A 13,425-nucleotide genomic window follows, 5' to 3' on the forward strand; every position below is an offset into this window, starting at 1 on the left:
TTGTACCGGCATGCTTAACGCATTCTTTATGCGGCATTTTTGCCACGCGAACGGCCATTTGGCGGCCGTACTTCCGCCCTTGACGCGCCTTGATGGCAGCGCGATAAAGCAGGTCATGAAAACGCAGCTCGCCATTACCGGCATTTGCATTATCGGCTAGCAGCCTGCTGGTCCGGACGTTTTCGCCCTTCCGATCGTGAACGAGAAAACCTCCCGGCCAGCCGGTGGAGGGCTAGTTCCGTGGGAAGGTTGACGCATGACTGAAGCGCCGCAACTGCGCTTGACCAACACGCTGAAGAAGACGAAGGAAGTCTTCCGGCCGATCGATCCGCAAAACGTGCGGATGTATGTCTGCGGCCCCACGGTCTACGACTTCGCTCATATCGGCAATGCGCGCCCGGTCATCGTCTTCGACGTGCTGTTCCGGCTCCTGCGCCATCTCTACGGCGAGGCGAACGTCACCTATGTGCGCAACATCACCGACGTCGACGACAAGATCAACGCACGCGCCCTGCGCGACTTTCCCGACCTGCCGCTGAACGAGGCGATCCGAAAGGTCACCGAAACGACGGCGACGCAGTTCCACGAGGACGTGAAGGCGCTTGGCTGCCTCCAGCCGACGCACGAGCCCCGCGCGACCGAGTTCGTCCTGCCCCGCGCGGACGGCAAGGCCGACATGGTCGGCCTGATTCAATCTCTCATCGATCGCGGCCATGCCTATGCGGCGGCAGGGGAAATCCTTTTCGACACGGTCTCGATGGCGGATTACGGCAAGCTCTCCGGCCGCAACCTCGAAGACCAGCGCGCCGGCGCCCGCGTCGCCGTCGACGTGCACAAGAAGAACCCCGGCGATTTCGTCCTCTGGAAGGCGTCGAGTGACAATGAGCCCGGCTGGGACGCAAGCTTCACCATCGACGGCAAACCGCTCCCCATCCGCGGCCGCCCCGGCTGGCACATCGAGTGCTCGGCCATGTCCGCCGCCTATCTGGGCGAAGTCTTCGACATCCACGGCGGCGGCCTCGATCTGATCTTCCCCCACCACGAAAACGAAATCGCCCAATCCCGCTGCGCCCACGGCACCGAGGTCATGGCCAACTACTGGCTCCACAACGGATTCTTGCAGGTCGAGGGCCGCAAGATGTCGAAGAGCGAGGGGAATTTCGTCACCATCCATGATCTGTTGCACACGGAGAAGTTCGGCGGACGGAAATGGCCGGGCGAGGTGCTGCGGCTGGCGATGCTGATGACGCATTATCATGAGCCGATCGATTTTAGCGTGCGGCGGTTGGAGGAGGCGGAAAGCACCTTGCGCAAGTGGCTGCGTATCACAGACCAGGCATCGGGCGAGGGCGATATTTCCCGGTCGGTGCTCGACGCTCTCGCCGACGACATGGCCACCAGCGACGCTTTTCACGCTCTCTCACAACTGGCCGCCACTGGCAACGACGAGGCCGCGGCATCGCTGAAGGCGACGCTCGCTTTCCTTGGATTCGAGCCGGAGACGGTGGACGTGGACGAAGGGGCAGTGAAACGCTTCGTCGCCAACCGCCTCGCCTTCATCGCCGCCAAGAACTGGAGCGAAGCCGATCGCATCCGCGACGAACTTCTGGCTCAGGGCATCCAGTTGAAGGACGGCAAGGACCCCGCCACGGGCGAGCGTGTGACGACGTGGGAGGTGAAGAGGTGAGCCTTCCCAGCAAACCCGTCTATACCGGCGGCTGCCAGTGCGGTGCGGTGCGGTTTCGTGTCGAGGGGGCGCTGGGTTCCGTCTCCATCTGCCATTGCCGCATGTGCCAGAAAGCCTTTGGCGCGTTCTACGCACCGCTGGCGACAGCACCCGAGAACGGCCTCGAATGGACCCGCGGCGCGCCGAAGCGCTACCGCTCCTCCAGCCACGTCCTGCGTGGCTTTTGCGCCGAGTGCGGTACGCCGCTGACTTATGAAGCGCCGGACGGCGTCGCGCTCGCCATCGGCGCCTTCGACGACCCGGCGTCGGTCGCGCCGACGAAGCAATGGGGCATCGAGGCGAAGCTGCCCTATGTCGACGATCTCGCGGCGCTGTCCGCAGACCGCACGGAGACCGACGGCACAGCTTCATTCCTCGCCGATCTGGAATCGTTCCAGCACCCAGACCACGACACCGAATCCTGGCCGCCAAAGGACCGGACATGACCCGCGAACGCATCTATCTCTTCGACACGACCTTGCGCGATGGCCAGCAGACGCCGGGCGTCGATTTCTCGGTCGAGGACAAGATCGCGATTGCAGGCATGCTCGATGCGTTCGGCATCGATTATGTCGAGGGCGGATATCCCGGCGCAAATCCGACCGACACGGCGTTCTTCCAAAAGAAGCGCACCGCGAAATCGACCTTCGTCGCCTTCGGCATGACCAAGCGGGCAGGGGTGTCGGCATCGAACGATCCCGGCCTTGCCGAACTCCTGCAGGCCAAGGCCGACGCGATCTGCTTCGTTGCCAAGAGCTGGGACTATCACGTCCGCGTCGCGCTCGGCTGCACCAACGAGGAAAATCTCGACGCGATCCGCGCCTCCGTCGAGGCGGCGAAGGCAGCGGGCCGCGAGCCGATGGTCGACTGCGAGCACTTCTTCGACGGCTACAAGGCCAATCCCGCCTATGCGCTCGCCTGCGCGAAAGCCGCCTATGCGTCGGGCGCTCGCTGGGTCGTGCTATGCGACACCAATGGCGGCACGCAGCCGGGCGAGGTACGCGAGATCGTGGCGGCCGTCATCGCTTCCGGCATAACCGGCGACCATCTCGGCATCCACGCCCATGACGACACCGGTCAGGCCGTCGCCAATTCGCTCGCCGCCGTCGAGGCGGGCGTCAGGCAGGTGCAGGGCACGCTGAACGGCATCGGCGAGCGTTGCGGCAACGCCAATCTCGTCACGATCATCCCGACGCTCGTGCTGAAGCCGGCCTTCGCCGAACGCTTCGAGACGGCGATCAGCCCCGAAGGGCTGGAGGGCCTTGCCCGCCTGTCGCGCGCGTTCGACGAACTTTTGAACCGCGCGCCGAACGCACAGGCGCCCTATGTCGGCGCGTCCGCCTTCGCCACCAAGGCCGGCATCCACGCCTCGGCGATCCTGAAGGAGCCGCAGACCTATGAACATGTGCCGCCGGAGACGGTCGGCAATGCGCGCAAGGTCATGGTGTCCGACCAGGGCGGCAAGTCGAACTTCATCGCCGAACTGAAACGCCGCGGCATCGCGGTCGACAGGGCCGATCCGCGGCTCGACACGCTGATTTCTCTGGTCAAGGAGCGCGAGGCCGAGGGCTATGCCTATGAGGGCGCGGATGCGAGCTTCGAACTCCTGGCGCGGCGCACGCTCGGGCGCGTGCCGGAGTTCTTCAAGGTCGACAGTTTCCGCTGCATGGTCGAACGCCGCTTCGATGCCAACGGACAGTTGAAGACGATCTCCGAGGCGATCGTGAAACTGACCGTCGACGGCGAGGAGAAGATGTCGGTCGCCGAGGGCCACGGACCCGTCAACGCGCTCGATCTGGCGCTGCGCAAGGATCTGGGCAAGTTCCAGGCCGAGATCGAGGACCTCGAACTCGTCGACTACAAGGTGCGTATCCTCAATGGCGGCACCGAGGCGATCACCCGCGTCCTGATCGAATCGCACGATGCGACCGGCGCGCGATGGTGGACCGTGGGCGTCTCCGACAACATCATCGACGCCTCGTTCCAGGCGCTTCTCGATTCCATCGTCTACAAGCTGGTCAAGGCGAGCGAGGTGCCCGCGATCGTTGCGGCCTGATTGCACGATCAACCAGATGCGATTGGTGCATCAATGATTTGCGATGGTCGCGCCCGGCGCACCGTGCGACACCGGCCGCGCTGAATGGAGCGACGCAAACCGACATGAACGCATCTCACGTCCCGATTCCGGCCGAGCAACCCGAACCGCTGCGCGGGTTCGCGTTCGCCGGCGCGGCCTATCTTCTCTGGGGGTTCATGCCGCTTTTGATGAAGGCGCTCGACCATGTGCCGGCTTCGGAGATCGTTGCGCATCGGGTCGTCTGGTCGCTGCCCGTCGCGGCGATCATCCTCGTCGCCATGGGCCGCACGGGCGACATCGGCCCGGCGCTGCGCTCGCCGCGCACGCTCCTGATGGCGTCGCTGACGGCGGCGCTGATCTCGATCAACTGGGGCGTCTACATCTGGGCGATCGCCGTCGACCGCACGGTCGAAACGGCGCTCGGCTACTACATCAACCCGTTGGTGACGGTGGTCATGGGCGCGGTGCTGCTGGGGGAGCGCCTGTCGCGGGCGCAACTCGTCGCCGTTGGGCTGGCGGCCGTCGCGGTGGCGATCCTCACCTGGGATGCGGGCGGGCTTCCGTGGGTGTCGCTGGTGCTCGCATTGAGCTTTGCGGGCTACGGCTTCCTGCGCAAGACGCTGCCGATCGGGCCGAGCCAGGGGTTCTTCCTCGAAGTGCTGATCCTGACCGCTCCGGCAGTTCTCTGGATCGGCTATCTTGCCACCACCGGCGCCAACAGCTTCAGGCTCGACATGCCGCTCGACATGGCGCTGCTCGTCCTGTGCGGTCCGATCACCGCCATTCCGCTCGTTCTCTACGCGTTCGGCGCGAAGCTTCTGAAGATTTCGTCGATCGGCATCATGCAGTACATCGCGCCGACCATGATCGCGATCATCGCCGTCTTCGTCTTCGGGGAGCCTTTCGGCACTGCGCGGCTGGTCGCCTTCGGCTTCATCTGGACGGCGTTGGCGATCTACACCTGGTCAATGTTCACGCAGCGCCGGGCGAGCGCGGCCGAGGCGGTCGCGGCTACATCCGTTCGATGATTTCCGGATCGCCCTCGGCGTCGGCGGACGGTGCGGCGGCGTCGAGGATCGCCGGCACGATGCGGCCGGGTTCGGTCACGACCAGCGGGCGCACCATGTGCTGCGAGTGAATGAAGCCCTCGGCCTTCATGTGGTCGATCAGCGCCAGCATCGGGTTCCAGAAACCGGCGACATTGCCGAATACCATCGGCTTCTGGTGCCGCCCGAGCTGCGCCCAGGTCATGATCTCGACAATCTCCTCGACAGTCCCGATGCCGCCGGGAAGGGCAACGAACGAATCCGAGCGTTCGAACATGGCGTGCTTTCGCTCGTGCATGTCCTCGGTCAGGATCACTTCGTCGAGATGATCGAGCCCGGCCTCGTCGCCTGCTTCCTTGCGGATCAGGAAGCGGGGAATGATGCCCGTCACATGTCCGCCGCGCTCGATCGCACCATTGGCGACGGCGCCCATGATGCCCTTCAGCCCGCCGCCATAGACGAGCGTCAACCCTGCATCGGCGATGGCGCGGCCGAGCGTGCGGCCAGCTTCGAGATAGATGGGGCTGTTGCCCGGCGAGGACCCGCAATAAACGCAGATGGATCGAATCGTGCTCATGGCCCCAATGGGTAGGCGCGTGCTCGGCGAGGTCAAGTCTTGGACGTGGCCTTTTTCTTGTAGCGGTGCGGGAAACCGGATAAACCGGGCTTTGCCGGCTTTGAGACCGGTCCCGGGAAGGCACGAATGGTCGCGAACTGGCTGAAAATCCTGTTGTTCGCCGCAGGCGGTTCCACCGCTGCGGTCGGAACGGTCTATTATACCGGCATCTATGATCCGTGGGCCGTGGAGGAAAGCTCTGCGCCGATGGCCGCTGCCGAGCCTGACGAGCCGCAGGCGGCAGTTGCGCCAGCGGAGGAAGAGCCTGCCACAGATGGCGAGGCCGTCGACGCCGCACCCTCGGAAACCGCCGAGCCGGCGGACGTCGCGGCCGTGGCCGAGCCGGATGCGGCCGATGCGGATCTCGTGGTGCCGTCCTTCGACATCGTGCGCGTCGAGCCCGACGGATCGATGGTGATCGCCGGCAGCGCCGAGCCGAATTCCGACATCGAGGTCGTGGCGGGCGCCGAAATCATCGCCCGCGCCGAAGTGGGCCCGTCCGGCAATTTCGCCGCCGTGCTCGACGATGCGCTGCGTCCGGGAGACTATCAGATCGTCCTGCGTTCGACCGGCCCCGGTGAGGGGCTCGTCACGACATCGCTCGAAACAGCCGTCGTGTCCGTGCCGGATTCGCAGGACGGACAGGTTCTGGCGCTCGTCGAGGAACCGGGCGCGCCTTCGAGGCTGATCACCGTGCCTGAAGCCGATACGCAGGCTGACGCGACGCCCGCGATCGAGGCTTTGCCCGAGACGCCGGCTGCCGACGAAGCGGTCGAAGACGAGCCTCTCGCAGATGCCTCGGAACGGACGGCAGCCGCCGACGCGCCGGACGCTACCGATCCGGCCGATGGTTCGCCGCAAGACGCCGCCGAAATGGATGCGCCGGGCGAGCCGGAGGCCGAACCAGCAGTGGAAGGGGAAAGCGAACAGCAACTGGCGGCGCGATCCGAGCCCCAGACCTCGCCGACTCAGGCCCGCCCCGCCAGCCCGCGAAACGCGCTTGCCGTCGAGGCGATCGAGATCGAGGGCGGCACGGTGTTCGTCGCGGGACGCGGCGCCGCCGGGACGACCGTGCGCGTCTATGCGAACGAAATCCTGCTCGGTGAGGCGCGCGTATCCGAAGGCGGGCGGTTCCTCGTCGAGACGCAGACCGAATTGCCTGTGGGCGACTATATCGTGCGCGCCGATATTATCGGATTGAGCGGCGAGGTCACGGCACGTGCAGCCGTCCCGTTCCAGCGTGAACCCGGCGAGGCGGTGGCAGCCGTCGCGCCCGCCGAACGCGCCCCCGCCGATGCGGGATCGACGCCGGATTCGGCCTCCGGGCAGGCTGTTCCGACCGCTTCCGCACAGAGCGGCGAAGGTGCCGCCGCGTCGTCCGGCACGCCGTCGTCGCCGGAATCCGGCACCGCTCCGGTGCAAGGAGCGCCCGAAGTCGCGCCCACCGCCGACGCGGAGACGGCCGACGGGTCGCGCAACGATGAAGGCGCGGAAGCTGCTGCTACCCCGAACGCCTCGACCGGAGGCGCGGACGAGACTGCGGCTGCTGCCATAGAGGAGACGATGGCCGAGCCGCTTCAGGCTGCTGACGGCGCCGTCATCATCCGGCGCGGCGACACGCTCTGGCGGATTTCTCGTCGCGTCTACGGGCGCGGCGTGCGCTATTCGACCATCTATCTGGCCAACCAGGAGCAGATCCGCGACCCGGACATGATCTGGCCCGGCCAGATATTCGCCGTTCCCGACGAGACCGAGGAAGGCGAAAAGGCGGATATGAGCACGGTGTCCGACCAGATCGCTCCCGCCGATACGACCCAGTAGAATCTCAAGGCCGCCATTCAGGCGGCCTTGTTTTCCATGCGTTCATCGTATATCGACGATGAACGATGAATATCGATCGAACCTGCACTGCCGACGAGATGGCGGCGCGCCTTGGCGCACTCGCCCATCCCGCGCGTCTCCACATTCTCAAGCACCTGTCGTCCCGGCCGGCCTGCTGCTGCAAGGAGGTCGTCGACAGCCTCCACCTTGCGCAGTCCACCGTTTCCCAGCACCTGAAGATTCTGGTAGAGGCGGGGCTCGTCACCTATCGGCCGGAGCGTCCGCGCTCGCGCTATGAGGTGGACCGCGATGCGCTCGCGGGCCTGTCGCGCGGCGTGGCAGGCCTGATCGACCTTTGCTGCGCAAACCATGCCGCAGCGACCCATATTCAGGACGACCAAATTGGCATCTAAGACCGTCTCGGCCGAAAGCGGCTCCGTCTTCGCGACGCTGGTCAATCTGTGGCCCTATATGTGGCCCGACGACCGGCCGGACCTGAAGATGCGCGTCGTCTGGGCGACGGTTTTCCTCGTCGTCGCCAAGCTGATCCTCGTCCTTGTGCCCTATTTTTTCAAATGGGCGACGGACGCGCTGAACGGCGAATTTTCCGCCCCCGCCATGATCCCCGCGATCCTCGTCGCGCCGGTCATGCTGGTGCTCGCCTACAATGTCGTGCGCATCGTCCAGCTCGGCTTCAACCAGTTGCGCGACGCGCTGTTCGCGAAGGTCGGCCAGCACGCGGTGCGCCAGCTTGCCTACAAGACCTTCGTCCACATGCACGAACTGTCGCTGCGCTTCCATCTGGAGCGACGCACCGGCGGCCTGTCGCGCATCATCGAGCGCGGCACCAAGGGCATCGAATCGATCGTCCGCTTCACCATCTTGAATACGGTGCCGACGATCCTCGAATTCGCGCTGACGGCCATCATCTTCGCCGTCGCCTATGGCTGGATCTACGTCGCGATCATCGCTGTCACGGTCTGGCTCTACACCTGGTTCACGGTCAAGGCGTCGGACTGGCGCATCCAGATCCGCCGCGAGATGAACGACAGCGACACCGACGCCAACACCAAGGCGATCGATTCGCTCCTGAACTTCGAAACGGTCAAATATTTCGGCAACGAGAAGATGGAAGCCAGCCGCTTCGACAAGTCGATGGCGCGCTACGAGGACGCGGCGACCAAGACCTGGACCTCGCTCGGCTGGTTGAATTTCGGCCAGGGCGTCATATTCGGCGTCGGCATGGCGCTCGTCATGGCGCTGTCGGCCTGGGAGGTTGCGCGCGGCACCCACACGCTCGGCGATTTCGTCTTCATCAACGCGATGCTGATGCAGTTGTCCGTACCGCTCAATTTCATCGGTTTCATCTATCGCGAAATCCGCCAGGGCCTGACCGACATCGAGAACATGTTCGACCTGCTGGACGTGCCGCAGGAGGTCACAGACAAGCCCGACGCCACGACGCTTGCCATCAGGGAAGCGACCGTTCGTTTCGACGACGTGCATTTCGCCTATGATCCGGCGCGGCCGATCCTGAAGGGCGTTTCGTTCGAGGTGCCGGCCGGCAAGACGGTGGCCATCGTCGGCCCGTCCGGCGCCGGCAAGTCGACCGTCTCGCGGCTTCTCTACCGCTTCTACGACACCGGCTCGGGCGCGATCACAATCGACGGGCAGGACGTGCGCGACGTGACGCAGGAGAGCCTGCGCGCCGCGATCGGCATGGTCCCGCAGGACACCGTGCTCTTCAACGACACCATCGCCTACAACATCCGCTACGGCCGCGTCTCGGCCGGCGAGGACGAGGTCCGCCGCGCCGCCGAACTTGCGCAGATCGGCCCCTTCATCGAGCGTCTGCCGGATGGCTACAGGGCGATGGTCGGCGAGCGCGGGCTGAAGCTTTCGGGTGGCGAGAAGCAGCGCGTCGCGATCGCGCGCACCATTCTCAAGGCCCCGCCGATCCTGATCCTCGACGAGGCGACGTCGGCGCTCGACACCCACACCGAGCAGGAAATCCAGGCCGCGCTCGACCTCGTCTCGAAAGGCCGCACCACCATCGTCATCGCGCACCGCCTGTCGACCGTGATCGGCGCCGACGAGATCATCGTCCTCAAGGATGGCATGATCGCAGAGCGTGGCCGTCATGCCGACCTTCTCGTCGCCGACGGGCTCTATTCGGCGATGTGGGCACGTCAGCGCGAAGCGACCGAGGCTGAGGAAAAGCTGCGCAAGGCGCGCGAGGAGGACGAGTACGGCGTCGTCGTCCGCCGCCGCACGCCGGAAATTGCCGAGGAACAGCCGGCGGAGTGATGCGTTGCGGGTTGGGGGATGTTCGTCTAATCAGAACGCCATTCCCAACTTGACCAAAGCAGCGGATTCATGAGCCTCGTCACCACGATCAAGAACACTTTCGTCCCGATCAACCGCGAGGGCTATCCGTTCATCGCGATCTTTGCGGGCGTGACGCTGCTGCTCGGCATATTCTCGACCACGCTCTTCTGGATCGGGCTGATCCTGACGGCCTGGTGCACCTACTTCTTCCGCGATCCCGAACGCGTCACCCCGGTCGACGACAAGCTGGTCGTCAGCCCGGCAGACGGCATGGTCTCGGCCGTCGGACCCGCCGTCCCGCCGCGTGAACTCGGCCTCGGCACCGAGGAGATGACGCGCATTTCAGTCTTCATGAACGTCTTCAACTGCCACGTGAACCGCGCCCCGGTGCGCGGCCGCATCTCGAAGATCGAGTATCGCGCCGGCAAGTTCGTCAATGCCGAACTCGACAAGGCGAGCAGCGAGAACGAGCGCAACGGCCTCGTCATCGAAAGCCCGAACGGGCAGGTGGGCGTGGTGCAGGTCGCCGGGCTCGTCGCACGCCGCATCGTATGCTGGGCCGACGCGGACAGCGACATTGGCATCGGTGAACGCTTCGGCATCATCCGCTTTGGATCGCGCCTCGACGTCTATCTGCCGCGCAAGGCCGTCACACGCGTCCATGTCGGCCAGACCGCGGTGGCGGGCGAGACGATCATCGCCGAATTCGACGCCTCGATCACGCCGCCGCTGGTGCGCGTCTCGTGAAGGGGCCTTTCGCACCCTACGATCCGAACGGGCGTCGCCGCAGCCCACGTTTGCGCGAAATTCCGCTGCGCCTGATCCTGCCGAACCTCGTCACCGTTCTGGCGATCTGCGCCGGCCTGTCCGGCATCCGCCTCGCTTTCGAGGGCAGGTTCGAGATCGCAGTGGCGATGGTACTGGTCGCCGCATTCCTCGACGCGCTCGATGGGCGTTTGGCGAGGATGCTCAAGGCGAGCTCGAATTTCGGCGCGCAGATGGATTCGCTCGCCGACATCATGAATTTCGGCGTGGCCCCGGCTCTGGTGCTTTATGCGTATGTGCTCGACAGCGCCGGAGCGGTCGGCTGGACGGCGGCGCTCGTCTTCGCCATCGCCTGCTGCCTGCGCCTTGCGCGCTTTAACGTCATGCTCGACGATCCCGACCGCCCGGCATGGCAGAACGACTATTTCGTCGGCGTGCCGGCGCCTGCCGGTGCGCTGCTCGTCTTGATGCCCGTTTATCTCGGCCTGATCGGCGTGCCGGTGAACCAGACCTTCGGCTTCGTCGCCGCCGCGTTCACCGTTTGCGTCGCGCTGCTTCTGGTCAGCCAGTTGCCGGTCTACTCGGGCAAGTCGAGCGGCATGCGCGTGCGGCGTGACTTGGTCCTGCCCTTGATGCTGGCGATCGTCGGCTATGTCGCGCTTTTGTTCAGCTATACCTGGACGACGCTGGCACTGACGGCAGCGGCTTATTTCGCCATGCTGCCCTTCAGCGTCCGCGCCTATGCGCGCCGCGCCGAACGTGCCGACCGCGATGCGCATGTGACGACCGAAGACGGTTCAGGCGGCGCTGCTTAGGCCGAGCGCTTCTTCGGCCAGCTCCGCGAGTTTCGCATAGTCGACCCGGCCATTGGCCGTCGTCGGCATCGACCGGACGGACAGCACCGTCGCGGGCAGGGCGCCGGCCTCGAAACCGAGACGCTTCCACTGGCGCGCCAGCACCGCGCGATCGGCTTCCGGTTCCGTCGTCACAAGCACGATCCGGTCACCGCCGGTGGCGGATTTGAGCGCGATGGCGGCATGGACCGTCTCCGGCCAGACCGCTTCGGCAGCTTCCTCGACCTGCGCCAGCGAAATCGTCGACCCGTCCGCCGCAGCCAGACGCCCGGCGCGTCCAAGCGCCGTCAGGTAGCCCTCGCGATCGACCGAAACGATGTCGCCCGTGTCGAACCAGCCATTGCCGGCGATCGGCTCGTCAGTCCCGAGATATCGCTTCGCGATGTTTGGCCCTGAAATCTGCAGCCGCCCGCCCTGTTCGAATCCTTCGATCGGCTCGAGCCGCATCCGCATGCCGGGCAGAAGCCGGCCGACCGTGCCGGGCCGGCCATGCGTGATCGAATTCACCGCGACGACGGGCGAAGCTTCCGTCAGTCCGTATCCTTCCATGATGGTCTTGCCGAAACGGTCGGCCCAGAGCTGGCGCGTCGCGACACGCAGTCTTTCGCCACCGGAAACGATCAGGCGCAGGCTTTCGAAGTCGGAGGTCTGCGCGGCCTTGCCATAGGCCGACAGCAGCGCGTCCGTCGCGAACAGGATCGTCGGCCGGCGCGTCGCGGCGACCTGCGGAATCTGACGCATGTGAAGCGGCGACGGGTAGGCGAGCGCGCGCACGCCCTTCATCAGCGGCAGAATCAGCCCGACGGTCAGGCCGAGTGCGGTGTGGAGCGGCAGGACCGAGAGGATCGTGTCGCTGCGCGAAAGCACCAGCCGCGCTTCGATCTGCGCGGCGTTCGCGATCAGGTTGGCATGGCTGAGCACGACGCCGCGCTGTCCGTCGGGGGTCTGTTTGAAAAGCACCACGGCCGCGTCGTCGGCCTGACGGGGCAGGCGGCGCGCGCGCCAGGCGAACCAGCCGGCGACCCGCTCCGCCGCGGTCACGGAGGCTTCGAGATCCTCGACATAGACGACGCGCCCACCGGCCGCCGTGATGGCCGCGATGTCCTCGCCGAGCCGAGCCTTTTCGACATGGGAGCGGGAGGTGACGACGAAGCGGATCGTGCCGTCGCGCACGAGGTCGAGCGGCCCGACGCCCGATCCCATCATCGCAACGACGCGGCCCGCCGATTGCAGCGCCAGAAAGATCGCCATGCTCTGCGCGGCATTGGGCAGCAGAAGCCCGACGATGTCGCCGCTTGTGCCGATCTCGACCAGCTTGCCCGACAGCATCCGCGATTTGGCGAAAAGCGCGCGATAGGTGAGCTTGTCGCCGGCGACGTCCTCGGCGATCACGCGCCCCGCGCCATAAAGAAGCGCCGCGCTGCGCACGGCATGGAAGATCGTCTTCGGCCGGCCTTGGCTGAAGAAGCGCGCCTCGGCGACGCGGTCGAACAGCGCATTGGATGTCGTCACGCCGATCGGCCCAGCCTCATCGACCAGTTCGCCGATCGTACGCGCCGGCAGCGCCATGATCTTCAGTTTCGGCAGAAGCTGACGCGGCGTCTTGGCCGCGGGCTCATAGGCGCCGGGCAGGTGGCTGGAACCGCGAATATAGATCGGCACGACCTTGGCGTCCGCCGAAACGGCGATCTTGGCGACCGCGCGATAGAGCCGGAAGCTCTTCACGTCCGGTTCGGCGTCGAAGGGAAAATAGACCGCGAGCCGGCCGTTTCCCTTGAGGCGCCGGGTCAGGCGGCGGTTGACGAAGACGTGCTGCGCCTTGAAGGCGATGGTACGGGCAAGCTCGCGCCAAGGCTCCAGCCACATCGCGCGCGCCGACGGCTCGTCGAGAATGTGCAGGGTGTCGTTGGGCAGGACCGAGAGCATCAGCGCCGGGTCGAGCCGCGACTGGTGCGAGATCGCATAGATCACGGGGCCGGGCGTCTGCGCGGCCCGCAGCGACGAATCGTCGATCCGGAAGGCGAGCTTCAGCGGTGCATAGAGCAGCGCCTGATGCAGCGAAATACCCTGTCGATGCGACAGCCACGCCGCAAACGCGGCCCATGACGCCAGAATCCCAGCGATGATCAGAACGGTCTGGAGCATTGCCGCACCTCCAACCTCTCGAGGCCAAGCGGCTCTTATCGGCCGTT

General features: G+C 65.5%; 10 protein-coding genes and 1 pseudogene. 9 read left to right on the forward strand and 2 right to left on the reverse strand.

What is annotated here, in order from left to right:
* The first annotated feature begins 256 nt into the window (after positions 1 to 256).
* The 4 genes from cysS (at position 257) to rarD (ending at position 4,831) form a co-directional block, all read left to right on the forward strand.
* Positions 257 to 1,687, forward strand: a complete 1,431-nt coding sequence (gene cysS / locus ACT6QU_RS01200) for a cysteine--tRNA ligase (RefSeq protein ID WP_444563038.1) — start codon at positions 257 to 259, stop codon at positions 1,685 to 1,687.
* Positions 1,684 to 2,172 carry a GFA family protein gene (locus ACT6QU_RS01205; RefSeq protein ID WP_444563039.1) on the forward strand — a complete coding sequence of 163 codons (489 nt, stop codon included), beginning with the start codon at positions 1,684 to 1,686 and terminating at the stop codon, positions 2,170 to 2,172. Before cysS ends, ACT6QU_RS01205 begins: the two co-directional genes overlap by 4 nt.
* A complete protein-coding gene (gene cimA, locus ACT6QU_RS01210; RefSeq protein ID WP_444563040.1) occupies positions 2,169 to 3,782 on the forward strand; it encodes a citramalate synthase in 1,614 nt (537 codons plus the stop codon). The genes ACT6QU_RS01205 and cimA overlap by 4 nt, the downstream gene beginning before the upstream one ends.
* Positions 3,783 to 3,886: 104 nt before the next feature.
* Positions 3,887 to 4,831, forward strand: a complete 945-nt coding sequence (gene rarD, locus ACT6QU_RS01215; RefSeq protein ID WP_444563041.1) for an EamA family transporter RarD — start codon at positions 3,887 to 3,889, stop codon at positions 4,829 to 4,831.
* On the opposite strand, the gene ACT6QU_RS01220 is transcribed toward rarD, so the two are convergent.
* Positions 4,815 to 5,426 carry an LOG family protein gene (locus ACT6QU_RS01220; RefSeq protein ID WP_444563042.1) on the reverse strand — a complete coding sequence of 204 codons (612 nt, stop codon included), beginning with the start codon at positions 5,424 to 5,426 and terminating at the stop codon, positions 4,815 to 4,817. The two genes, rarD and ACT6QU_RS01220, sit on opposite strands and share 17 nt — an antisense overlap.
* 126 nt (positions 5,427 to 5,552) lie before the next feature.
* Here ACT6QU_RS01220 and ACT6QU_RS01225 point away from each other — a divergent pair, with 126 nt between their 5' ends.
* From ACT6QU_RS01225 to ACT6QU_RS01245, 5 genes and pseudogenes are all read left to right on the forward strand, one after another.
* A complete protein-coding gene (locus ACT6QU_RS01225) occupies positions 5,553 to 7,286 on the forward strand; it encodes a LysM peptidoglycan-binding domain-containing protein (protein ID WP_444563043.1) in 1,734 nt (577 codons plus the stop codon).
* Positions 7,287 to 7,351: 65 nt separating this feature from the next.
* Complete coding sequence (locus ACT6QU_RS01230; protein WP_444563044.1) at positions 7,352 to 7,699, forward strand: ArsR/SmtB family transcription factor; 348 nt, start codon at positions 7,352 to 7,354, stop codon at positions 7,697 to 7,699.
* Positions 7,689 to 9,593 (forward strand): ABCB family ABC transporter ATP-binding protein/permease, encoded by a 1,905-nt coding sequence (locus ACT6QU_RS01235; RefSeq protein WP_444563045.1) that lies wholly within the window; start codon positions 7,689 to 7,691, stop codon positions 9,591 to 9,593. The genes ACT6QU_RS01230 and ACT6QU_RS01235 overlap by 11 nt, the downstream gene beginning before the upstream one ends.
* A 54-nt stretch (positions 9,594 to 9,647) precedes the next feature.
* Positions 9,648 to 10,361 (forward strand): annotated as a pseudogene (locus tag ACT6QU_RS01240) (phosphatidylserine decarboxylase); the annotation flags it as partial.
* Positions 10,358 to 11,194 carry a CDP-alcohol phosphatidyltransferase family protein gene (locus tag ACT6QU_RS01245; RefSeq protein ID WP_444563046.1) on the forward strand — a complete coding sequence of 279 codons (837 nt, stop codon included), beginning with the start codon at positions 10,358 to 10,360 and terminating at the stop codon, positions 11,192 to 11,194. The pseudogene ACT6QU_RS01240 and the gene ACT6QU_RS01245, both read left to right, overlap by 4 nt.
* Here ACT6QU_RS01245 and ACT6QU_RS01250 read toward each other — a convergent pair.
* Complete coding sequence (locus ACT6QU_RS01250; RefSeq protein ID WP_444563047.1) at positions 11,177 to 13,378, reverse strand: AMP-binding protein; 2,202 nt, start codon at positions 13,376 to 13,378, stop codon at positions 11,177 to 11,179. The two genes, ACT6QU_RS01245 and ACT6QU_RS01250, sit on opposite strands and share 18 nt — an antisense overlap.
* Positions 13,379 to 13,425: the final 47 nt, after the last annotated feature.

Source organism: Aliihoeflea sp. (genome assembly GCF_052435475.1).
In the GTDB taxonomy this organism is placed as follows: domain Bacteria; phylum Pseudomonadota; class Alphaproteobacteria; order Rhizobiales; family Rhizobiaceae; genus Aliihoeflea.